Below are 22,805 nucleotides of genomic sequence, written 5' to 3' on the forward strand. Positions count from 1 at the left end.
ACGCCAGTTCTTTCGAGAGAAAATGCTGTCGTCCATTACGACAAAGAGCCAGTCATGTTAAAGATAAATGAGATTTTTTATAGTATCCAAGGTGAAACGAGCTATGTAGGAAACCCTACGGTTTTCGTGCGCACAACCGCATGTAATTTGCGCTGCACTTATTGCGATACAAAATATTCTTATTATGAAGGTGAAAATCAATCGCTGGAAAATATCTTAAAAGAAGTTGATTCCTATCAAGCTCCGTATGTTTGCGTTACAGGTGGTGAACCGTTATTGCAAAAAGAAGTTCACACATTAATGACGACACTTTGCGATCGCGGCTACAAAGTTTCTTTGGAAACCAGCGGATCAAAAAGTGTGAAACAGGTAGATCCACGCGTAAAAATTATTTTGGATGTGAAAACTCCAGACAGCGGAGCCGCAAATTCTTTTTTAATGGAGAACATCGGCTTTTCCACTGCCAGCACGGAATACAAGTTTGTGATTTGTTCTGAGGAAGACTTCGACTGGTCTGAAAATTTCTGTCGTCAACACAATTTGTTCGAAAAATTTGTGGTTTTATACAGCCCATCATATGGCCAAGTATCTGAACGCTGGTTGGCAGAAAAAATTTTGCAGAAAAAATCATCTGCACGGTTGCAATTGCAGCTGCATAAGTATATTTGGTCTGCAGAAACACGCGGAGTATAGTTCTCAGTTCATTAACGCTGATGAAGCTTTCCTCCTACTTACCTAAGCTGACATTTTGGGAGTTCCATGACGCCGAACCTAAACAGTTCTGATAATCTTTTTGTCGCCAACCTTCAGTCTGTGAGCCTTGAGAAGCTCGTAAAGAGCAAACTCGAAGTTCTATTTGCTCAACAAAAAGAAGCACAAGTGGAATTGAACGGACTTTATAACGTCGTTATTGAACAAGTCGAAAAGCCTCTTCTAGAGCTAGCTTTGCGCGCCTACAACGGCAACCAGGTTAAAACTGCGCAAATGCTTGGCATCAATCGCAACACTCTTAAGAAGAAAATTGACAACTACAAGATTCGTGTCAAAAAACTAAACTAGTACATCATCTGCGCAGAAGCGGACTTAGTAAGCTTAAATGCGAGGCGCGAGAAGAAGCCGTATCTCGATACGGCTCCGACGAGCAGCGAAGTAGTTAAGTTTAATAAGTTCGCTTTAAACCGACATCAGTGGGCCATCCTCGAACCACCATCACGCTTGAGGCCCACAATATTTGTTTTTGTTAATTTCGTGTCTCGAGAGGGGTTCTGATGAGCACGCGAATTCCGCCACAAAATCTAGAAGCAGAGCAGTCCATTCTGGGCGGCCTGATGCTTGATCGTGAAGCTTTAGATCAAATCGGTGACCTATTGTTCGCCGAGGATTTCTATAAGCCCGGTCATCAAAAGATCTATGCTGCCATTAAGGAACTACACAGTAAGACTCAACCCATTGATATCATCACTGTGACAAACGTTCTTCAGGCCGAAGGCACTATGGAAATGGTGGGCGGCCCCGAGTACTTGATCAGCCTTCTTGATAAGACTATTTCTTCTGCAAACATCGCGTCGCACGCAAAAATCGTTCGTGAAAAAGCTCTTCTTCGCAAGATGATTTTGACGAACAGCAAGTTGATCGAACGTGCCTACGATCAGGATTTTCCAGATGTTGAATCATTCATCGACCAGGCCGAAAGTGAAATCTTTAAGCTTGGCGAAAACAAGGCCCAAACGGGTCTTGTAGGCTCTATGGAAATCGTTAAAGCGTCGATTCAAAAAATCGAAGAGCTTTATAAACGCAAAGCTGACGTTACAGGCCTTGCGACGGGCTTCACTGAACTTGATAAAATGACTTCGGGTCTACATCCCGGCGAGATGACGATCATTGCCGCTCGTCCTTCCATGGGTAAGACAGCATTCTCTCTGAACGTGGCTCAGCATATTGCTTTGCGCGAAAAGAAAACCATCGCGTACTTCTCTCTCGAGATGGGTAAAGAGTCGATGATGATGCGTATGTTGTCTGCGGAATCCAAAGTCAGCATGGGTGAAATCAGAAATGGTAAAATCCAAGACTCTGCATGGCCGAAGTTGATCAATGCAGCTTCCGCGTTGTCTGAAGCTTCTATTTTTATCGATGATACTCCTGGTATGTCACCTTTCGAGATTCGCTCTCGTGCACGTCGTTTGAAGGCAGAGCATGGTCTTGATTGCATCATGATCGACTACTTGCAGTTGATGAGTATGAAACAAAAATTCTCTTCGCGTGAGCAAGAGGTTGCGGAAATCTCCAAAAACCTTAAGGCCATTGCCAAGGAGTTGCAGATCCCAATCATCGCACTCGCACAGTTGAATCGTGGCGTGGAGGGCCGTGCGGACCGTCGTCCAATGCTTTCTGACCTGCGTGAGTCTGGATCAATCGAGCAAGATGCCGACGTTATCATGATGCTTTATCGTGACGACTACTACGACAAGGACGATCCAGAAAAAGCGGGCCACGCGGAAGTTATCGTAGGTAAACAACGTAACGGTGCGACCGGTACTGTGAAGCTTAGATTCGACGCGAAATACAATAGGTTCCGCGACGCCGAGGCTGAACAAGGTGGTGGCCCAGTGAATGTAATGCCTCCGCCGCAAGCTCCACCTCCAATGCCGGGTGGCAAAATGAAAAACTTTGCTCCAGGTGCAACATCCTAGAATAATAAAGGCCACTTATGTGGCCTTTTTCGCGTCGTCATCATTCAAAAGCAAATCAGCACTTTAAACCTGTGGTTCTTGTGACAGGTTGTTCTTCCGGAATTGGCTTAGCCCTTGCAGATCTGCTGTATAAACATACCGAATATCGTGTCGTCGCGACTGCCAGAAAGAAGAGTCTCGATAAAGTGCGTGCACAATTCCAAGAAAACGATCGCTTCGTAGTGCGTGAACTCGATGTGACCTCTGACGAAGATCGCAAGCGTTTGATTTTGGAAATTGGAAAGCTGTGGGGCGGAATCGACGTTCTAGTCAATAATGCTGGTATTTCCTATCGCGCCGTCGTCGAACACATGACCTCGAAAGACGAGCTTCTGCAAATCGAAACCAATTATCTAGGCCCCATCGGCTTAATCCGCTTGGTGCTACCCCATATGCGCATGACAGGAAGAGGAAAAATCATCAACGTCTCTTCAGTTGCAGGAATGCTTGCAATGCCGACAATGTCTTCATATTCGGCTTCAAAGTTTGCTCTTGAAGGGGCTTGTGAATCTTTGTGGTACGAGATGCGACCTTTCGGTGTGCAAGTATGTATGGTGCAACCGGGATTTGTGCATTCGAATTCATTTATGAACGTCTATCATACAGATCAGTCCGATCCGACTCGCAACTGGAGTGGGCCTTACAAAGATTTTTATCAGAACATGACTCCATTCATTTCCAGGATGATGAACATGTCAATGACGACGCCAGAGAAAATCGCAAAGATCATCGTCGACGTGATCGAAAAAGAAAATGTTCCGTTGTGGATTCCGGCCACCTTCGACGCAAAACTTTTCTATTATATCCGCCGAGCCTTGCCGCGCAGATTGCTGCTTCCATTCCTGTATTGGTGCTTACCCAAGGCCCGCAACTGGGGTCGAGGATTCAGCCATAAGCGCTGAAACCCGTTTTAATTATATCTCCTGGACCTTGGCCCAATTCGGTTCTTTAAAGTTGAGTTCAGTTTAACCTCTTGATTGAGTGAAGGGGTCAGATAATAGGGGGCGATGGATTTGTCCCCGACGTGACTTGGTAGAAATAGACACGCATGGAGGCGGGCCTATGAACTCAGGACTTTTTAAGACTGTTGTTGAAGCGACAGGACTACCAGAAACCCCTGTAAGCAAAGAGCTACAAACTTTGGTTACAGAAAACGGTTTCAATCCCGAAGAGCTAACTATCGATGAGCTTCGCGAAGTTATGGCTGCTTATCTAAATCAAGTTTTCCTGGAAATGATCGAGGCAGATAAAGATTCTGCGTCAGCTTAATTAGAGTTATCCGAAAGCTGATTGATCGCGCAGCTAATGAAATCGATCTGCGCATTTACTTTCGTATACACGCCGCGAGTGCTGCAATCGTCTTGTGCTCCAAGCCCGCGGCTCGTCACAGCCCACAAGAAGGTGGCGCCACGATAGTTCACAAATACAGGTCCACCCGAATCACCGTGACACGCACCGCGCCCGCCCGTTTGATCTAGAATAATCTCTGTGGATCCGTAATCTTGACCGTAAGGCAAATCCACCTTGTGAAGTTTGCTATCTGTCGTGCCCTTCGAAAGATCATTCACGCCGTATCCTGCAATGGTTAACATCATGTCTTTCTTCATGAGCGATTCATTCGGAAGAACACGAGCCATGCGATAATTATCCGGCAAAGTTCCCGCGAATTTCATCACCGCCAAATCATTTGCATCGGCGCCTTGAGGAGCACTATCTGCAAAACGTGGATGAGGCACTTGATTCGTCACCGAGCGAATCTCGCGATTATTAACATTGGAAACGTCGCTACCAAAAATGATGTACGAATGAACCGAACGAGTGGCTGTAGAAGGAACCGCACAGTGAGCCGCCGTAAGGACCATGTTGTTGCGGATTAAAGTTCCTGTGCAAAGAAACTGATAATTCTGATCTCCATCCGCTACAGTAATCAAGATCGCCACAGTCGAGCGCGCAATCGTATCCTGAGGATCAACAATAGTTCCGCCTAAAATGTTCGTTTCTTGTTTTTGAGACTCAAATTGATTCGTGCGAGAAGGGGTGCACGCGGTAAGCGCCAAGATGCAGGTCATTCCTGCCAACAAAATAGATGCGCTGTTAATTTTCATTCGATCCCCCGGGATCAAAACTTAAACACTTAAAAAAGAGCAGGGGCAATCGAAAAAAGGTTTCCTAACAAAATTAAAAAGGTCCTCATTATTCATGAGGACCTCTCGAAGTTTTGCTTCTTCAGCTTGCTGAAAATTCATTCAACAAACTGCTATGAACTACGCGCGCTCAACAGAGATTTGGATTTTAGCTTCCAAACCTTCGCTGTAACGAACAACCGCTTTGTGTTGACCCAATACTTTGATTGGCTCTTCCAAGTGGATGTCGCGACGGTCAACAGAATGACCCATCTTCTGAAGCTCTTTAGAGATATCAGAAGTTGTAACCGTTCCGAACAATTTGTCAGAATCAGTACCAGCCGCCAATTTGAAGTGAACAGTTGTGTTGTTGATTTTGTTAAGAAGTTCTTGGCGTTCTGCCAAAGCTTTTTTCTTCTTAGTTTCAGCAACACGTTTCAAGTGCTCGTATTCTTTTACGCGTTTTTCAGTAGCTTCAGCTGCAAGCTTACGTGGGAACAAGAAGTTTCTCGCGAAACCTTCTGATACGTTAACTAGTTCGCCTACGCGACCTACATCTTTTACGTCTTTTTGAAGAATAACTTTCATGTGATCTCCATATCTACCTCAGTTGCCTGAAGTAAGTTAACCTTGGCTGTTTCCCGGGATCTTCATTCTGCGAATGCGTCCCCTGAAATCAACCCAGTAATCAATCAAGCCAACAATGCTCAAAATAAGCAGTAGCTGACCGATCAAGATTATGTACGTCAGAATTCGTGTGAACGTTCCCGCACGCATCGAACTCAGAAATACCTCCAACACCGCTAGCCCCTGGAAGAAATAAAGAACGAGTGAAACGTTCAATACATTTACTGCGAGGATAGTTGTGGCCTTTCCGCCAAAACTCACCATTGTTAGAAGGAAGGCAGTCATCGCAATCCAAATAAAATAATCAGGAACACGATATTCCAACAACTTGAGCTGAGAGGCAATTTTCTCGCGGGGCAAATTGAGCCACGAAAAAACCCTTCTCTCAAAAATAAGTCCCACACCTAAAGCCATTACTAACATAATGACGATGGCTGATGGGAATTGCTGCAACAGAATCGAGGCATCGAGTTTCACAGCCGGATTCATTTGTTGAACCTTATCCGCGAAATCTTCTACTAGCTTCTGAACTTCAGCTTGCGTGTTAATCCCGTTCACTCTTAATGCGCCAAAGATACTGATGCTTGCAGCACCGGTTCCTAAAAACACACTCACGAGTCCTGAGAGCCACCACCCAAGACCTTTTTGTTCTAGTTCATTGTATGCGCCTAAAGTCATCCAAACGGAGCCAATGAATAGAGCAAGAGGTTGAGCGTTGAGGAGCCACGCGGCCCCTGTCACCAATAGTCCAAGAACCCAAAAGGCCCATGGACCGTAAGCCTTGCGCAGCACACGAAGAAGAGGGGCACCAAAGATCACAGTCAACATCGACAACAAAATCGAGAGAGATGAAATTGTGATGAATTTTTGTGGAGAGGCTGTCTTCTTCATCATGGGCTTACGCCTTTAAAAACTACTCACCACGCTCAGCGCGGTCTGCTTTAGCGGCAGCGAACGCAGCTTTACGGGCTTGGATCTTAGCTTCACGCTCTTTTTCACGAGCTGCAGATTCAGCAAGACCTTTTTTGAAGCCTTCCATGAATTTAGCCAATGAAACGCGCTCATCTAAGCGAGTGTGCATGAAACGAAGAACTTTATCGTTGATACGCATAGTTCTTTCGATCTCAGCGATAGCTTGAGTATCTGCTTCAAACGTAGAGTGGAAGTAGATAGCTTTTTTCAACTTGCCGATTGGAGTCGCCAAGTTTCTTTTTCCCCAAGTCTCAAGAGAATTCACAGAACCTTTGTAGCCTTCGATAGTGGCTTTGTTCTTTTTGAAAAGCTCTTTTTGATCTTCGAGAGTTGCATCTGGGTGCATAAGCACAACAACTTCGTACGGTTGTTTTGTCATTGTATTATCCTTTCGGTTAAAGCCCCCACCATACAGGAGCGGGAGCAAGGATGACTTTTTATAAATTTGCTTAAATTTTCCCCGCTTTCGCAGAGGAAAGTAGGGTTTAGCACGGCCAAAGCCCAAGCACAAGTAATAGGCAATTGAATACCCCAGAATCCGGTCCTATCATTTCTAAATGGCTACATTTATTGAGATTGTTGAAGGCGCTAACGCAGGATCACGTATCCAAGTGAACTCAGGGATGACTCTGGGTCGCTCTAAGGCTGACATCATCATCAAAGACCCTAAAGTTTCAGGAACTCATGCTGAAATTGCTTTAAATTCAAAGGGACAGTTGGTTTTAGTGGATTTAGAGTCTTCGAATGGCATCCATATTAGCGGTCGCCGTGTAAAGAAAGTGACGTTATTACCAGGGGTTATCTTCGAGGTTGGTCGCACTCAGTTTAAAGTGATCGATGTCGAGGAAGAGCAAGCCGTTAACTTCGAAATATTTGTAACCTGGCGCAGCATTTTGGGGGATAAGCTTCCAAATGTGATCATCGATGACGGCAGGGCCACTTATAAACCCGAGTCCTTTTCGCCAGCACTGCGTTTAAGTTTCGTTCAGGGAATACAAACCGATCAGGAAATTATTTTAGGTTACGGTCCTAGGAAAGCGGGTTCCGACAGCTTGGACATCGAGCTTTTAGATGAGGACGCACCCAAAGAAGCCTTCGAGCTGCTTCCGGGCCCAGGCATGGTGCAGATAAAAATTAAAGCCCCCGGCCGTGTTGCGCTTAATAATAAATCCGTAGATTCCGAAATGCTTAAAGATGGAGACTTGATTTCTTTCGGTTCAAGCCTCATTAAAGTCTCATACTTGTAGCAAAGGCATTGATGGAAACAACACCGATCTCAACAGGCAGCTTTGAAAGCTTCGATGGCACTCCGATCTATTACGAAGTGCATGGCGAAGGCGAGCCGCTCGTGCTGATTTACGGCATTGCTTGCCCCATCAATCATTGGCATTTTCAGATCGAATATTTTTCGAAGAATTACAAAGTCATTGCCTTCGATCTTCGAGGTCATCAAAAAAGTAATCCCGTAGCCAACATGAAAAATCTGAATATGGATTCTTTATGTAAGGACATCACGGGCCTGCTTGCGCATTTGAAAATTAAAAAAGCACATTTTGCTGGTCACAGCTTTGGTGCTCCGATCTTGTTGCATCTTTACGAAACAAAGCCTGAGGTCATCATGTCGATGGTCTTCATCAATGGTTTTGCGAAGAATCCCATCAAGGGCATGTTTGGTCTTGATGTCATCGAACCATTTTTCTATTTCGTAAAATCACAATACGAGAGCCAGCCTGAGCTGTGGAAAACGTTGTGGAAATTGGCTGTCGACAACCCGATGTCGATGTATCTTGCGGCTTTGGCTGGTGGTTTCAATTTGCGGGTCACAAATTTCAAGGACATCGAGGTTTACTGTCGGGGTGTTGCACGCATGAACCTTGAGGTGTTTCTGACTTTGTTTGAGGAGTTGATGAAATATGACGGTGAGGATGTTCTGGAAAACGTCGAAGCACCCGTATTGATTATTTCTGGTGAAAAAGATTTCGTAACACCGGCAAAATTCCAACATCACTTCAAAGAGAAAATTAAGCACTCGGAATTCGTCGTCGTACCTTATGGATCTCACTGCACACAGTTGGATTTTCCAGACTATACAAATCTGAAAATGGAGAAGTTCTTCAACGACGTGAAGAACTTCAAAATTTAAAATTCCTCGACTCTCACTTTTCGCGGCACACTTAACCACGCTGCCATAATAAAGATCAGGCCCGCTACAATATTTACAACGTGATCCACGCTGCCTAACTCAAGCACACGAGGAATTGCGACCCACAGAAAATCGTCTTCAACCGGGTTTGCAACAGAGGCCGCTCCATGGACGCCGGCTACGTATCCCAGAAGTCCAAGAACCAGATAGATCGCTCCCGCAATATAGTTAAATCTTTTCGCCGTTTGCAATCCCTGAAAGCCAAACCACAAAGCCGCAAGGCCTGTGACGAAATGGATTACATTCAGCATGTAGCTAAGATGCATGTTTAGAAAATACGGCATCACAAATCCAAGAAGACCCACCACAAAGAATGTAAAGCCAAGAACCACACACACTTCTTGCGCATAATTTTTCCGCGCTGTTTGAGTTCGAATTCCTTTCTCTGAGATCTTGCGAAATTCCTTTTGGCGGATTTCCGCTTTTGAAGGAGGTGAAGATGGACGTTGCTGATTTCGTTCAGGACGCTGCCGCTGTAATTCGGGTTCCATAAAGCACTCCTTTGCATAGAATTTATTATGCTATCTCGCGCAGGCAGTGACAGCGGGACCTGGGAAAAAACAAATCTCAAAATGAGACGCCGAGTTTTTGAACATCGTCCGACCAAAAGTGGCGATTTTAGATTCCTAAATCTTTCGTAATTCTGCTTCCCTCTTTATTTTATGCTGATCCACACAAGATCCCGAGTGTCACTGGCACTACGGTTGCTAATTGACTATTGAGTTTAAAAAAGGAGATCTCATGAAACGCTTCATGCTAGCCAATCTCGTATTCCTATTTTCAATCGGCGCTTTCGCTGGCACTCGTGATTTCCGCATCAATCGCAATGCTGTAGAAAATGGCTACGCTGTGGCCTGGGGAGTTCCCGGTCAGAAAACCGATTTTGAAGCGATTGAAAAGGACGATAAGAAAGTTGATGAATTCATCAATACGGCTGTCGTGCATAATTATCTTGTGGATATCGAGCAAGACAGGATTCTTTTAGATCTGACTGGAAACAATCCCGATTCGGAAGTGGATTATCGCTTGGGCGACTATCACATCGGAAATCATTTTAACATCGCTTTGTCGAACATAGAGATCGACAACAAGGGTGGGTTTGACCGTGAAGCGATTGCCGTGATCGAAAATAATAAATGGAGCAATCAACTTACTAAAATCGTTATTCTTAACCGTGAGGGTAAAGAAACAACAGTCTCTGCAGAGCTTCCGGATGCACAGGAAAAAATCATGAATGCAATTCGTGAAAAATTGACGAAAGAGCAATGGAAGAAGCTTTCTGAGGGCGCCATTAACATTAGCCTAGAGACTTCTTTCCTGGAGAAGTACGGATACGTCAACGTTGTTCGTTTGGATTCTGCTATACCGAAATCTGACGATCCAGGTGTTGCTGTCAGTGCTTATGTTCAACTTTCTATCAAAGACGGGAAGACAGAAGCAAAAGTGCTTTCTTTGAAATATAAAAAAGTAACTTTCTAGTTAAATCATAAAAAGAAAAGCCACCTTGTCGGTGGCTTTTCCGCTTTAGAGAATCATCAAAAGTATCCACGATGATTTTTCTATCACTTAATTTTTAAATCTATCTATAAGCCGCTTTCACCGCAGTGAAACCATTGCGTTGAACTGAATCATCAGACGTGAAAACCATCTTAACGTATTCGCCGTCAACTACGGGGCTGAATGAATCGTCATTTTTGCCGCTCATTGTGCCAACAAGTTTGCCAGTTGAATCGTAGAAAGAGATTTTATCGTAGTCTCTTTCAGTATCGAATGTTTGGAAGTATACAGACACTTGCTTCGCACCTGGAACGCGAACTTCGTATGTTTCATTCGCCTTCGGAGCATAAGGGTGAGCTGATTGAACATTGATATCAACAGTTGCCCAGTTAGCTGGATCAGCTGGATCTGGTTGCGGTTGAGTATTCGTCAACATTGCGTATGCGTTTACAAAACCCGCTCTTACTTTTCCACGGATACCCGCTAGAGGACGTGAAGTCGCGATGATGCGTTCTTTGATTTGCAAACCAGTGATGTTTGGCTCGTGAGCCAACAACAACGCTGCCATACCAGATACGTGTGGAGTCGCCATTGAAGTACCGGACCAAGAATCATAGTTAGAGCCCGTGATTGAAGAGTAGATGTTCACACCAGGAGCTGCTACGTGAACTGTCTTCGCACCGTAGTTCGAGAAAGAAGCGATTTGACCTCTGTTATCGATGGCCGCTACTGAAAGTACGTTTGGCACATCATAGCTTGCAGGATAAGTTGGGTTTGTGTCGTTGTTGTTTGATTCGTTACCCGCTGCTGCTACGAAGATCGCGCCAGCATCGTTAGAACGTTGAATCGCTTGTTTCAAAGTTTCAGAGTAACCGCCGCCACCCCAAGAGTTTGAAATAACTTTCGCGCCCATTTTAGTCGCGTAGTCGATCGCTGCCAAAGCTCCTTCCAAAGAACCAGAACCATCAGCGCCCAAGAACTTAACGCCCATGATACGAACATTCCAGTTCACACCAACGATACCTTTGCCATCATCACCACGAGCACCGATAGTGCCAGAGCAGTGAGAACCGTGACCATGATCGTCCAAGTTGTTACCAGTTGGTTTCGCCGCATCAACGAAGCTCGCGCCGTAGATATCATCAATGATACCGTTGTTGTCGTCGTCCACGCCTGCTTTACCGTTAAGCTCTGCAGTGTTTGTCCAAACGTTGTCTTTAAGATCTGGATGGTTGTAGTTGATACCAGTATCGACAACAGCCACGATCACATCTTTAGAACCAGTTTCGATGTCCCATGCTTGAGTCGCGCCGATGTCTACACCAGCAACACCAACTTTAGCCTCTGAATCTTTTTGTCCTGTGTTTTGCATGCCCCACAGCTGACCGAACATTGGATCGTTTGGAACTTTATTGATACGATAGATGAAGTTTGGTTCAACGATATCGACCATTGGATTTTGCGACAAAGTTTTTACAACTGAATCAGTCAATTCGAACACTGGTCTTTTAATAACAACAATGTTTTGACCAGGGATTGTTGATTTAACGAATGAACCAAGTTCTTGGCGCATAACGTTTACAGAAGAAACTGCGTAGTTATCTTTAAGTTTTACGATGTACTCGCCTGGAACTGCTTCCGGCTGTCCTGCGAATGCGTTGAATGCTACCAAAGTAAGGCAAAGCGCCGCTACTTTAGAGGCTCTTCCGATAAGCCCTCTCATAAAATCCCCTCCTTCATTGGGTGATTCATTCGGTCTCAGACTACGGGGAAATTTTTTCCTCGTTCTCTTGTCTAGTTCCAAAATGGTACCAATGGCGAGGTGAAGAGCTAACTATTTTTTAATTGAGTGGGAAAAAAACTTGTTATCTAGCTTAAGGTCTAGGCAAAACTAGACCTTGGTCGGGTAAAATAAGTATTAACAAATGATAACAATAGGTTACGAGACTGCTTTTTTGCCCGTCTTAGGTCTAGGAGTCTCATCTTCCTCGAAAGCAAAACTCAACTGCTGAGGCGTTTTAAACTGCACAATTCGCTGGGGGTTTGCTTCGATCTCTCTTTTTTCGGAAGGAGTCGTAACGTTCACTCCCGTCGAAGCTTTAATAAGATGTTTGATAAATGCTTCCTTCACGCTGTCAGGAGCATCTTTGTTAAATCCCAAATCTTGCATTAATTGATCAATCTTCTTCATAGCCAATCCTTGGTCTAGTTTCGGAAGTTTGATGGTCGAGCTTTAGAAGAAAATCAAAAGAAGTGAATTACCCAGATGTCTCTCATTAAGACAGACCCAAGCCGCACAGCTTAACGGTTAAAGGGTGCCTGTCGTTTTTTTGGGTCTACGCTGCGTTATTAACCCGGTTGATTATAAAAAACGACAGACGCTTTTCATACAGGGTCCATGGTCGTTTTAATATTTCGCGGATAATAATTATCTTTTGAGATCGAAGAAGTCGATGGTCATACAGAACAGCTCTTCTTCCTTAGAGTCTTTAATAATAGAGATATTATTTTTAATCGATTCAAGCAGCTGATCTTTAATCTTCACCACATCAGATGCAGATAAACTAACCACGCCAGAGTAATGAAGCTCGTTGATCTTTTCCCGATCTAAACTTTGCATCGCTTGCAAGCGCCAGTTCGTGTGATGTTTCAATATATGATGTGAATCTTTTCCTAAACGAATTTGTTGCAGGCCCGGATGAAATTCCAAACCTTCTTTTCTAACAAGGCCGACCGATTCTAGATGCTCGAGCGTTTCGATTACTTTTTCATTCGTAAGATTCAGTGCCGCAGAAATTTTTTCGACTGTGCGTAAGGTAGGGATGGTCGTTGCAATATGAATCGCCGAGGGAGTCCAACTAGCGTAATACCAGCTGCGATCTTTTTCTTCCAGCTGTTGAGATTTTCCCAAGCGTTCTGTTAGCACCATGCGCGCATTTAAAACATCATCCAGTTGTTTTTGAAAATACTCACGCAGTGATTTTGTTCCCGCGCGATCTTTCTGCACAAGCATTAAAAAGAAGTGCGACTCTTGCGTGGTGTGTTTTAAGAAAATATTCGCGGCCTCTGCTTGCTCAAGGCTGAGGTGTGCTTTTTCCTGCAGAACTTGCGATACATATGTGGCCTGCACACCCATGGATTCAGCGATCTGCGCCTTGCTACCACGGGCCCCTGCCGCCTCTAAACGATGGCGAAAATAGGGCCTATAATGGGAAAATTCAAAAACTGACTTATCCATAGATATCGATATCTTATCGTCATTTATTAAGTTTTTCTTTAGTTTATTGTGAAAAATAAAGTTAATTCATATGGCAGCGCGTTAGTGACTGCGTTAAAACCTCATCCATAGCGATTCACGCTGAAATTAACAAACCTTGGAGGTTTCAAATGAAAAAAGCACTTTTGGTTTCTGTAGTATTGTTCGCAAGCTCTTTTGCTCACGCTCAACTTTCTTCTCAATGTGTGAACCTGATTCACTCTGCAGCTGAGGCTAGCGCTAACGTCAATGCGCTACTGAAAAATCCTGAAAGCTTCACAAGCGAAGAGGTTGAGTTTTTCAAAACTCAAACCAAAGCCATGGTTCAATCCACAATCAATACATGCGTTGGTCTTGAAGAAATTCGCATTCAAAGATCTTTCCGAGGAAAAATCGGTCTTATTTCAAATGCTGAAATTGAAAGACGCACAACCGCTGTAGCTGAAGAGGCAGAGACCTTGTTCGAATCTTTGACTAAGTAATTTATCGCAAATTTTTAAAGGAGCATTCAAATGAAAAAATTGATCTTTTCCACTCTAATAGGTGTTTTATCTTTCGCTTCAATTTCAAACGCACAAACACCTTCTGCGACGACCAGAGGTTATCTTTACTCTTTCAAAGTTGTTTTAAATCAAACAGCTGAATCGACAGCTCAGCTAGTTGGGATTGTAACCGAGAATGCGGAATCTTACCGTTCACTGCGCTTCTTTCAACTTCGTCAGAAAAATGAAATCGCTTCTTCGAATTGCCTTTCAGTGAGGTCATCTTTGGCGGCGAATTTATTGATGCTGGGAACTTCAATTCAAGTTTCACAAGCAGCTCTTGAAGGTGCGCCGGAATTTAATTCTGCTGAAGCTCAGGCGAAATTCGACAAATTGCAAGTCTATACAAAAGCCGCTACGGCTGCGATCGATTCTTGCAAATCTCCAGCGCAAAGCTTGGTTGAGGTCCAAAAAGCAAACGCTGCGATTCGCGAAACAGCTGCTTACGTAAACTCGCTGATCTCGGATTTATAAAATTAGAAACAGATGGTCCTAACTTTGCTTTACTAGTTAACGGAGGCTTTATGAAGCTGTCTCAATTTGGAACAAAAATTTTGGCTGCCGCCGCAGTAACTGTTTTATCCCTAAATGGTTTTGCTCAGACATCAGGTCGTCTCAATTTGAGTCAAGGTGACAACGATTTCAAAGCCCGAGTTAACCAGCTTTTGGCTGACAAAAAACGTTCTAATCCCGATAGTTTGACACCAGAACTTTCAATTTATTCCGCAAAGGCGCCAATTAAAACGCCATCCAAAATTAACGCTCTGAAAATGGGTGGCGTAAGTGATGGTGGTGGAAATGCGGTTGGCGCAACTCTTTTTGATTTCTATGAAAACCAAGGTTCTTTGCCAGTAACTGTTGATGAACTTCTGACGCTAGAACCAAAGGCAAAACAAGTGATCGCTCTTTTAAACCAACAAATTCCTGCAGTAGGTAGTATCGACTCAGGTGCATTCGGCGAAATGATTAAAGGTGCGATCAAGGGTAAGAAAATTTATTTGGAAAGCAAACCCATTTCATCCGAGGCTTGTCGCAATCAAAGTATGGTTTCCACTGATCAACAAGTCATCGCGGCTTGCCAATCTGATACCGAACTGCGTATCGATGTAAACTGGATGGCTGGTACAAATGGAAATAATCGCGCGGGTCTTATTGCTCACGAATTTATTCTTGCGTGGGCTCGCGATCATCACGGTAATTTGGAAAAGCCCTTGCTTGAAGAAAAGGTTCGCGATTTAAATCGCGCAGTCTTTACTCCGCATGCTGACGAAAACGAATTGCCACAGACTTTGAATAAAGTTTTCGGCGATGAAGCATTCAGTGCAAGCAACTTCAAAGTTGCTGGTTCGTTGCCTGCAAGAATTAAAAACGCGACAGCAGCTTTTTGCCAAAACCCTATGACTGATATTTCTTCTCAATTTCAAGACGTTTGGAATAATGGGTTTTTAAATTCGAATTCTTCAGTTGTTCCGGCGCGCTTATTAGAAATGAAGGATGCCTCTGAGAAGAACAGAGCCTCTGCGAAGCAAATGACTGTTCAAGAAGGACAAGCCGGTCTTTGTAGCGACTATAATCTTGATCACACACCAGTACATGATCCTGACCTAACAAAGCTTTCAGATACTTGTCAGTCTCAGATGCAAGATATCTCGACGAATCTTACTAACTTGCTAAAGCGAGGTCGCCAAGCTCAGCTCACAAAAATAGAATCAGATTTCCTTGTCGGTGGTTGGGTCAATGCAATGTATGGCGCAGCTAGCATGTGCAGCGGACTTCGTGGAATTCAGCTAGAAAAGAAGCTGTTTATGAGTGAAGATCGCGCCACTCAAGATATGGCTGACGTTTATATCGAGTCGATTAATTACTTCCGCTACTTAATGCAACAAAAGGGAATCAACTTTTCATTCGTAGATCAGAAATAAAAATAGGGAGTCAAATGACTCCCTTTTTTGTTTTAAATGCACGGCATCGCAAAAAGGTACGCCGTACCTTTTTAGCCGGCGCCGCCGTCTTTGTGCTTTGGACGTTTTGTTGCTGAAGCTGTGAAGAATTCGCGGTTCATGCGCGAGATGTTTGTCAGTTGGATTTCTTTCGGACAAGCGGCTTCGCAGGCACCTGTTGTCGTGCAAGATCCGAAACCTTCCGCATCCATCTGAGCTACCATGCGAAGGGCACGGTCTTTTCTTTCAACCTGACCTTGAGGAAGCAAAGCCATGTGAGAGATTTTTGCGGAAGTGAACAAGGCCGCCGAAGCATTCTTACAGGCAGCCACGCAAGCTCCGCAGCCGATGCAAGTCGCAGAGGACATTGCTTCATCGGCGTCAGCCTTAGGAACCAAGTTCGCATTGGCATCAACAGCGTTACCTACGTTTGCAGAGATATAACCACCTGCCGAAATAATGCGATCGAATGCAGATCTGTTCACCATTAAATCTTTAATCACTGGGAAAGCTTGCGCACGGAATGGCTCGATCGTTAGAGTCGCACCATCATTGAAGTTTCTCATGTGAAGTTGGCAAACTGTCGTTGATTTCATTGGGCCATGAGCTTCGCCGTCGATCACAAATCCGCACGCGCCACAAATACCTTCACGGCAGTCGTGATCGAATGCGATCGGTTCGTCACCTTTAGAAACAAGCTCTTCGTTAACAGCATCTAGCATTTCCAAGAAAGAAGCATCAGTTGAAACATTCTTTGCTTGGTACTCAACCAAAGAACCAGAGTCCTTAGGTCCTTTTTGTCTCCAAACTTTCAAAGTCAAATTGATATGTTTATCAGCCATTTTATGCCTCTTATTTATAGCTACGAGTTGCCAAGTGTACGTTGTCGAAATGCAATTCTTCTTTATGACGAACTTCTGGTTTGTTATCGCCAGTGTATTCCCAAGCAGCTACGTGACAGAAGTTAGTATCATCACGCTTTGCTTCTCCATCCACTTGGTATTCCTCACGGAAGTGACCACCACAAGACTCATTACGCTCTAGAGCATCACGGCACATCAACTCGCCCAGCTCTAGGAAGTCGGCAACACGTCCGGCTTTTTCAAGTTCTACATTCAAGTAATTCGCATCGCCAGGAATGCGCACGTTGTGCCAGAATTCTTCTTTAAGCTTAGGAATTTCTTGAAGAGCTTTTTTCAAGCCAGCTTCATTGCGTCCCATACCACAGTATTCCCACATGATATGACCCAACTCTTTGTGGATACTATCAACTGTGCGATTTCCTTTGATACCCATCAAGTGAGAGATTTCTTTTTTCACGCCGTCTTCAGCAGATTTGAAAGCGTCGTGAGTTGTAGAAACTTTCTCAAGCTTCGTTCCGCCCAGGTAGTTACCCAATGTGTATGGAAGTACGAAGTAACCATCAGCCAGGCCTTGCATCAGTGCCGAAGCGCCAAGACGATTCGCACCGTGATCCGAGAAGTTTGCTTCACCCGCGACGAACAAACCAGGAATTGTAGACTCCAAGTTGTAGTCAACCCACAAGCCACCCATTGTGTAGTGAGGAGCAGGGTAGATCATCATCGGTTGTTTGTAAGGATTTTGACCTGTGATCTTATCGTACATTTCAAACAAGTTGCCGTAACGTTCAGAAATTTTATCTTCACCCAAGCGTTTAATAGCATCGGCAAAATCCAAGTAAACGGCTTTTCCAGTCTCGTTGACACCACGGCCTTCATCACAACGGTACTTCGCTTGACGTGAAGCCACGTCACGAGGAGCCAGGTTACCAAATGAAGGGTACACGCGTTCAAGATAGTAATCGCGTTCGTTTTCTGGAATGTCATTAGGGTGACGTTTATCACCAACTGCTTTTGGAACCCAGACGCGACCATCGTTGCGAAGAGACTCAGACATCAAAGTTAATTTTGATTGGTTCTCGCCGTGAACAGGGATGCACGTTGGATGGATTTGCGTGTAGCAAGGATTTGCGAAGTAAGCGCCACGTTTGTGAGCCTTCCAAGCCGCTGTGACCGCGCAGTTCATCGCGTTTGTAGAAAGGAAGAACACATTCGAGTAACCACCGGAAGCGATAACAACTGCATCTGCTTCGTGTGATTCGATCTCGCCAGTCAGCAAGTTGCGAACGATGATACCGCGGGCTTTACCGTCAACAATAACTAGGTCAAGCATCTCACGACGTGAACGAAGTTCCACGTTACCAGCATCGACCTGTCTCATCATTTCAGAGTAAGCACCTAGAAGAAGCTGCTGACCTGTTTGGCCGCGAGCATAGAAAGTACGAGACACTTGCGCGCCACCGAATGAACGGTTTGCCAATGTACCGCCGTATTCACGAGCGAATGGAACACCTTGAGCAACCATTTGGTCGATGATGTTTGCAGACACTTCAGCTAAACGATAAACGTTCGCTTCACGAGCGCGGAAGTCGCCGCCCTTAACTGTGTCATAGAAAAGACGGTAAGTAGAGTCACCATCATTTTGATAATTTTTTGCAGCATTGATACCACCCTGAGCCGCCACAGAGTGAGCGCGGCGAGGAGATTCATGCACGCAGAATGCTTTTACTTTATAGCCAAGCTCACCCAAAGAAGCAGCAGCAGATGCACCAGCAAGACCAGTACCTACGACGATGATTGAGTGTTTTCTTTTGTTCGCAGGATTGACAAGTTTGTATTCAAATTTTGTTTTTGTCCAAGCGGATTCAATAGGGCCACTTGGAAGTTTACTATCGAGTTTGTTAGCCATAATCGTCGTCTCCTTAGCGTCCGAAGAAAATGTAAAGAGGTTGAGCGATGAAACCAAGCGCTACGATAATTCCGTAGGCAATGCTTAGCTTTCTCCAAGTTTCACGATATGTGCCTTCCATCAAGCCAAGTGATTGGAATGAAGAACCCACGCCGTGTTTCAGGTGGAAGCCAAGAAGGATTAAGCAGATTACGTACCACACAACGTAACCAGGTTGAGCGAAGACTTCGACCATCAGTTTTGCTAGATCACGCATTTCAGTTCCGTGAACATTTGTTGTGTACACAGTTCCATATTTGAAAGTGATCAAGTGAAGTATAATGAAAACAAGAATCAAAGAGCCTTGAATCGCCATCGTGCGAGAGGCAAGAGTCACACGCTTTTTGCCTTTTGCAGCCACTGCATATTTCTGTGCTTTGGCTTCACGGTTGTTTACAGTCAAATTGATTGCTAGTGAGACATGCGCAATAAGCGCAAGCACCAGAATCACCTCTGCAACGTAAACGATGTTGCCGCTAGTGATAGCGTGTCCGTAAGCATTGTATGCATCATTGCTAACGAAGATTAGAAGATTACCGGCCATGTGAACAAGCACGAAGCCCGCCCAAATCAAACCGGTGATTCCCATTAAGTATTTTTTCCCGACGGTTGAACCGAGAAATCCAGACATGGTGTAGAACCCCTTGTTTAAGATCTTTTATATTCTCAATAAGTTTTTATCAAAGTACTCCTCGGGGTGGAAAGTGTCTATGACGCTCATCATGTTTCGCGATACGTTAAATATGGAATTTAGTTTTGCGTTTCCTAGACTTGCGATAGAACAAAACCTCTAAAAAACGGGGTAAAAATATGAAGATTTTTGTGTGCATCAAGCAGGTGCCTGACACCGAAACAAAGATTAAGATCTCTCCCGACCAATCTGGTATCGACACGGCGGGTATTAAGTGGGTTATGAACCCGTATGACGAATATGCAGTCGAAGAGGCTATCAAAACTCGCGATGCAAATGCAGGTTCTCAAGTTTGGGTTGTTAGTGTTGGACCAAAGGCTCGTGTTGTTGAATCTCTTCGCACATCCTTGGCGATGGGTGCTGATGAAGCCATCGTAGTAAATGCCGAAAACCTGGATAACTTCTCAACAGCAAAAGCTCTTGCTGAGGTGATCAAAGCAGAAGGTGGCGCGAAAGTAGTTTTCTCTGGCAAATTGGCAATCGATGATAATTCATCTTCAGTAAGCCAAATGCTTGCAGAATTCTTAAACGTTCCTCACACGACTGTCGTTTCTAAATTCGCTCTAGCAGGCGAAAATGTAAATGTTGAACGCGACATCGAAGGTGGCGCGAAAGAAGTTGTTCAAATGATGGCTCCGGCTGTGGTGGCAGCGAACAAAGGTTTGAATATGCCTCGTTACGCAAGCTTGCCAGGCATCATGAAAGCAAAAAAGAAAACGATCAAAGAGATCGAATTTGCTTCTTTAAACATTCCTGCAACTGACATCAAAGTTAAATATTCTGGCATGACTCTTCCTGCAGAAAAACCAGCGGTGAAAATGATCTCTGGCGATTCTTCTGCTCAGGCTTCTGAGTTGGTTAAACTTCTTCGCGACGAAGCGAAGGTTCTGTAAGGAGCAAGCGAACATGGGAAAAGTTTTAGTTTTTACTGAACAAGCAAACGGAAAACTTAAGCGCAGCTCTATCGAGCTTCTGCAGGCAGCTGCGAAGTCTGGCAACACTGTTGTTGCTGTGTCTTTCGGTTCTCACGCGGGTGATGTGACTGCTGCTATCGGCAACAATGGTGCGAGCGAAGTTCATGTTGTTAAGGACTCCTCTTTGGATGCTTACAACCCTGAATCTTATGCAGCAAACTTGGTTGCTATCGTTAACAAAGTTCAACCATCGATCATTCTTGCTTCGGCTTCTTCAACTGGGAAAGATTTGTTCCCGCGTGTTGCAGCTCGCTTGAATACAGGTGTTGCTTCTGATTGCACTCAATTGACGATCTCTGGGGACAACGTAACTGCTGTGAAACCAATGTACTCTGGCAAAGCATTTGCGACCGTAAATTTTGAAAACAGTCCAATTAAGATCGTTTTGATGCGTGCGAATCAACTTCCGGTTGAAGCTGCTGACACATCGAAAACAGCGACTGTGACAGAACACGCGGCTGCGACTGTTGATCTTAAAACTTTGATCAAAGAGATCGTAAAAGGCACTTCTGAAAAGTTGGATTTGACTGAAGCAAATATCATCGTTTCTGGCGGTCGTGGCTTGAAAGAAGCTGCGAACTTCAAGATCTTGAATGATTTGGCTGACGTTCTTGGTGCAACTGTAGGCGCCTCTCGTGCGGTTGTTGATGCTGGCTGGGTTGGACATGGTATGCAAGTCGGTCAAACTGGTAAAACAGTAGCTCCTTCTTTGTACATCGCTGTTGGTATCTCTGGCGCGATTCAACACTTGGCGGGTATGAGCGGTTCTAAAGTTATCGTTGCAATTAACAACGATGCGAACGCTCCGATATTCCAAAAAGCAACTTACGGTATCGTAGGTGATGCTTTGGAAATCGTCCCTAAGTTGACTGAAGAGTTCAAGAAAGCTCTTCACCACTAATCGTGTTCAGAAGATATTTTCTTCCTATCATCGTTTTCGTATTTTACCGAATCCTCTCATGGACGTGGAGGGTTCGGATCATTGAACCTGAGTCCATGAAGCTCAATTTAAAAAATAAAAAGCCTGTCGTGCTCGCGCATTGGCATGGCGATGAATTAGCGCTTGTTTCGATCGTCAAACGATACAGCATCGCTACGATTGCATCGCAATCCAAAGACGGTGAGCTTATGGCCAAAGTTTTAAAATGGATGGGCGCAAAAACAAGCCGTGGATCATCTACTCGCGGTGGTGTTCAGGCGCTCAAAGGACTTTTGCGTTTACTAAAAGACGGGGGAAATTGCAGCTTTGCGGTAGATGGTCCCAAAGGTCCGTTACACAAAGTGAAGCCCGGAGTCTTCGAACTTTCACGCATGATTCACGGCCCGATTTACGCTGTCGGTGTGTACTGTGATCGTGCTCTTTACTTTCCGAAATCTTGGAACAAAACTTTTCTTCCAAAGCCTTTCGCACGAGTGATCATTTATTGGGTCGGACCGATGGAAGAAATTAAGAAAGACGTCGATCCAAGAAACCCAGACCTTGCTCTAGAGTTAGAGACGCTTTTGCACCATGCAAGACAGCAAGCTCTTAATTTCATTGCGGGAAATGATGCCTAGTGCTAGCCTTTTTTCATAGTTCGATTCAACTTTTTAAAGGGACTTTTAAAGATGAAATTTGTTATCAGCATCTTGATGCTCATCTCGGCGACAGCATTTGCACAAAAATCCACTGAAGTGGTGGCTCAAGTGGGCAGCAAGGCAATCACACTTGAAGACTTCAATAAAAAGTACAACGAAGTTAAATCTCAAACGATCAATCCTCCACCAAAAGATATTTTCCTCGAAGATTTGATTCGTTATGAAGTGGGTGTTCAAGAAGCTAGAAAGCGCGGTCTAGAAAAAGATCCAATCGTTCAGGATCAATTCAATCAAGTTATGTACAAAGCATTGCTTGAAAAAGATATCGGCCAAAAGGTTCAAAAAATCCAAGTTTCCGACGCTGAAATGCAAGCGTGGTACAAAAAAAATCCAGAGCTTCGTTCTAGCCATATCCTGATCGAATATAAGCCGGGCGCAACTCCTGCTCAAATCGCTGAAGCAAAAAAGCGAGCAACAGAGATCTTTGAAGAAGTTAAGAAATCAAAAAGACCCTTCGAAGAGCTTGTTAAACTATACTCTGACGATGCTCTTTCTAAGCAAGTTGGTGGTGACATCGGCTGGCAATCTCGTGTAACTCTTGTTCCTAACTATTACGAAGCGATCCAAAGCATGAAAGTCGGTGAAATCAAGGGGCTCATCGAAACTCAGTTTGGCTTTCACATCGTAAAATTGACAGGTCGTAGAAGCTTTGAAAACGCGAATAAGCGCCAGATCAGAGCCGCTGTATTCGATGAAAAGAGAAAGCAACTTTTCAATGAGTACTTCGAAAAGTTGAAAAAGACTTACACGATCAAAGAAAATAAAAGTGCATTAAAATAGCAGTCATTTTGTTTCGCCTTGGCGA

26 protein-coding genes are annotated in these 22,805 nt (G+C 44.4%); 15 read left to right on the top strand and 11 right to left on the bottom strand.

Annotated elements, in window-relative coordinates; translation table 11 throughout:
* Positions 1-54: 54 nt before the first annotated feature.
* From VF412_RS09580 to VF412_RS09600, 5 genes are all read left to right on the top strand, one after another.
* Positions 55-693 carry a radical SAM protein gene (locus tag VF412_RS09580; RefSeq protein WP_349259004.1) on the top strand — a complete coding sequence of 213 codons (639 nt, stop codon included), beginning with the start codon at positions 55-57 and terminating at the stop codon, positions 691-693.
* 66 nt (positions 694-759) lie between these two features.
* Complete coding sequence (locus tag VF412_RS09585) at positions 760-1,059, top strand: helix-turn-helix domain-containing protein (protein WP_061834327.1); 300 nt, start codon at positions 760-762, stop codon at positions 1,057-1,059.
* Between the two features lie 209 nt (positions 1,060-1,268).
* Positions 1,269-2,690, top strand: coding sequence for a replicative DNA helicase (gene dnaB, locus VF412_RS09590; protein WP_331339015.1), 1,422 nt, complete (start codon positions 1,269-1,271; stop codon positions 2,688-2,690).
* A gap of 17 nt (positions 2,691-2,707) precedes the next feature.
* The gene (locus VF412_RS09595; protein WP_331339016.1) at positions 2,708-3,631 is read left to right on the top strand and encodes an SDR family oxidoreductase; all 924 of its coding nucleotides are present in this window, start codon (positions 2,708-2,710) and stop codon (positions 3,629-3,631) included.
* Positions 3,632-3,791: 160 nt separating this feature from the next.
* Positions 3,792-3,998, top strand: a complete 207-nt coding sequence (locus VF412_RS09600) for a hypothetical protein (protein ID WP_331339017.1) — start codon at positions 3,792-3,794, stop codon at positions 3,996-3,998.
* Here the strand turns inward: VF412_RS09600 and VF412_RS09605 are convergent.
* From VF412_RS09605 to rpsF, 4 genes are all read right to left on the bottom strand, one after another.
* A complete protein-coding gene (locus VF412_RS09605; protein WP_331339018.1) occupies positions 3,995-4,834 on the bottom strand; it encodes a serine protease in 840 nt (279 codons plus the stop codon). The genes VF412_RS09600 and VF412_RS09605 overlap by 4 nt on opposite strands.
* Before the next feature lie 159 nt (positions 4,835-4,993).
* Positions 4,994-5,440 carry a 50S ribosomal protein L9 gene (gene rplI / locus VF412_RS09610; protein WP_331339019.1) on the bottom strand — a complete coding sequence of 149 codons (447 nt, stop codon included), beginning with the start codon at positions 5,438-5,440 and terminating at the stop codon, positions 4,994-4,996.
* Positions 5,441-5,476: 36 nt separating this feature from the next.
* Positions 5,477-6,373 (bottom strand): DUF2232 domain-containing protein, encoded by an 897-nt coding sequence (locus tag VF412_RS09615; RefSeq protein ID WP_331339020.1) that lies wholly within the window; start codon positions 6,371-6,373, stop codon positions 5,477-5,479.
* 19 nt (positions 6,374-6,392) lie between these two features.
* A complete protein-coding gene (rpsF, locus tag VF412_RS09620; protein ID WP_331339021.1) occupies positions 6,393-6,830 on the bottom strand; it encodes a 30S ribosomal protein S6 in 438 nt (145 codons plus the stop codon).
* Positions 6,831-7,008: 178 nt separating this feature from the next.
* Between rpsF and VF412_RS09625 the strand changes: the two genes are divergently transcribed.
* Both VF412_RS09625 and VF412_RS09630 read left to right on the top strand, forming a co-directional pair.
* Positions 7,009-7,698 (top strand): FHA domain-containing protein, encoded by a 690-nt coding sequence (locus tag VF412_RS09625; RefSeq protein ID WP_331339022.1) that lies wholly within the window; start codon positions 7,009-7,011, stop codon positions 7,696-7,698.
* Positions 7,699-7,709: 11 nt separating this feature from the next.
* Positions 7,710-8,594: an alpha/beta hydrolase gene (locus VF412_RS09630; RefSeq protein WP_331339023.1), complete on the top strand. Its 885-nt coding sequence runs from the start codon at positions 7,710-7,712 to the stop codon at positions 8,592-8,594.
* Here VF412_RS09630 and VF412_RS09635 read toward each other — a convergent pair.
* Entirely contained in the window at positions 8,591-9,145 is a 555-nt protein-coding gene (locus VF412_RS09635; protein WP_331339024.1) for a hypothetical protein, read from the bottom strand. The two genes, VF412_RS09630 and VF412_RS09635, sit on opposite strands and share 4 nt — an antisense overlap.
* Positions 9,146-9,395: 250 nt before the next feature.
* Here VF412_RS09635 and VF412_RS09640 point away from each other — a divergent pair, with 250 nt between their 5' ends.
* Positions 9,396-10,133 carry a hypothetical protein gene (locus tag VF412_RS09640; RefSeq protein WP_331339025.1) on the top strand — a complete coding sequence of 246 codons (738 nt, stop codon included), beginning with the start codon at positions 9,396-9,398 and terminating at the stop codon, positions 10,131-10,133.
* A gap of 100 nt (positions 10,134-10,233) precedes the next feature.
* Here the strand turns inward: VF412_RS09640 and VF412_RS09645 are convergent, their stop codons facing one another.
* The 3 genes from VF412_RS09645 to VF412_RS09655 form a co-directional block, all read right to left on the bottom strand.
* Positions 10,234-11,874: a S8 family serine peptidase gene (locus VF412_RS09645; RefSeq protein WP_331339026.1), complete on the bottom strand. Its 1,641-nt coding sequence runs from the start codon at positions 11,872-11,874 to the stop codon at positions 10,234-10,236.
* 216 nt (positions 11,875-12,090) lie between these two features.
* Positions 12,091-12,342, bottom strand: a complete 252-nt coding sequence (locus tag VF412_RS09650; protein ID WP_331339027.1) for a hypothetical protein — start codon at positions 12,340-12,342, stop codon at positions 12,091-12,093.
* Positions 12,343-12,579: 237 nt separating this feature from the next.
* On the bottom strand, positions 12,580-13,389 hold the full coding sequence (locus VF412_RS09655) for a TIGR02147 family protein (protein WP_331339028.1): 810 nt from the start codon (positions 13,387-13,389) through the stop codon (positions 12,580-12,582).
* 149 nt (positions 13,390-13,538) lie between these two features.
* On the opposite strand from VF412_RS09655, the gene VF412_RS09660 reads away from it, so the two are divergent.
* Genes VF412_RS09660 through VF412_RS09670 form a run of 3 tightly spaced genes read left to right on the top strand, consistent with a single transcriptional unit; the run spans position 13,539 to position 15,871 of the window.
* Positions 13,539-13,889 (top strand): hypothetical protein, encoded by a 351-nt coding sequence (locus VF412_RS09660; protein ID WP_331339029.1) that lies wholly within the window; start codon positions 13,539-13,541, stop codon positions 13,887-13,889.
* Between the two features lie 30 nt (positions 13,890-13,919).
* A complete protein-coding gene (locus tag VF412_RS09665; protein WP_331339030.1) occupies positions 13,920-14,423 on the top strand; it encodes a hypothetical protein in 504 nt (167 codons plus the stop codon).
* Positions 14,424-14,473: 50 nt separating this feature from the next.
* Positions 14,474-15,871 carry a hypothetical protein gene (locus VF412_RS09670; protein ID WP_331339031.1) on the top strand — a complete coding sequence of 466 codons (1,398 nt, stop codon included), beginning with the start codon at positions 14,474-14,476 and terminating at the stop codon, positions 15,869-15,871.
* 71 nt (positions 15,872-15,942) lie between these two features.
* Here the strand turns inward: VF412_RS09670 and VF412_RS09675 are convergent, their stop codons facing one another.
* Genes VF412_RS09675 through VF412_RS09685 form a run of 3 tightly spaced genes read right to left on the bottom strand, consistent with a single transcriptional unit; the run spans position 15,943 to position 19,328 of the window.
* Positions 15,943-16,731: a succinate dehydrogenase/fumarate reductase iron-sulfur subunit gene (locus VF412_RS09675; RefSeq protein ID WP_331339032.1), complete on the bottom strand. Its 789-nt coding sequence runs from the start codon at positions 16,729-16,731 to the stop codon at positions 15,943-15,945.
* Between the two features lie 10 nt (positions 16,732-16,741).
* Positions 16,742-18,658, bottom strand: a complete 1,917-nt coding sequence (locus tag VF412_RS09680; RefSeq protein WP_331339033.1) for a fumarate reductase/succinate dehydrogenase flavoprotein subunit — start codon at positions 18,656-18,658, stop codon at positions 16,742-16,744.
* Between the two features lie 13 nt (positions 18,659-18,671).
* Positions 18,672-19,328: a succinate dehydrogenase cytochrome b subunit gene (locus tag VF412_RS09685; protein ID WP_331339034.1), complete on the bottom strand. Its 657-nt coding sequence runs from the start codon at positions 19,326-19,328 to the stop codon at positions 18,672-18,674.
* A 179-nt stretch (positions 19,329-19,507) separates the two neighbouring features.
* Between VF412_RS09685 and VF412_RS09690 the strand changes: the two genes are divergently transcribed.
* From VF412_RS09690 to VF412_RS09705, 4 genes are all read left to right on the top strand, one after another.
* Positions 19,508-20,281, top strand: coding sequence for an electron transfer flavoprotein subunit beta/FixA family protein (locus VF412_RS09690; RefSeq protein WP_331339035.1), 774 nt, complete (start codon positions 19,508-19,510; stop codon positions 20,279-20,281).
* A gap of 13 nt (positions 20,282-20,294) precedes the next feature.
* Entirely contained in the window at positions 20,295-21,263 is a 969-nt protein-coding gene (locus VF412_RS09695) for an electron transfer flavoprotein subunit alpha/FixB family protein (protein ID WP_331339036.1), read from the top strand.
* A gap of 95 nt (positions 21,264-21,358) precedes the next feature.
* The gene (locus VF412_RS09700; RefSeq protein ID WP_331339037.1) at positions 21,359-21,919 is read left to right on the top strand and encodes a lysophospholipid acyltransferase family protein; all 561 of its coding nucleotides are present in this window, start codon (positions 21,359-21,361) and stop codon (positions 21,917-21,919) included.
* A gap of 51 nt (positions 21,920-21,970) precedes the next feature.
* The gene (locus VF412_RS09705; RefSeq protein ID WP_331339038.1) at positions 21,971-22,780 is read left to right on the top strand and encodes a peptidylprolyl isomerase; all 810 of its coding nucleotides are present in this window, start codon (positions 21,971-21,973) and stop codon (positions 22,778-22,780) included.
* The last annotated feature ends 25 nt before the right edge of the window (positions 22,781-22,805 follow it).

This window comes from Bdellovibrio sp., assembly GCF_036384735.1.
In the GTDB taxonomy this organism is placed as follows: Bacteria; Bdellovibrionota; Bdellovibrionia; order Bdellovibrionales; family Bdellovibrionaceae; genus Bdellovibrio.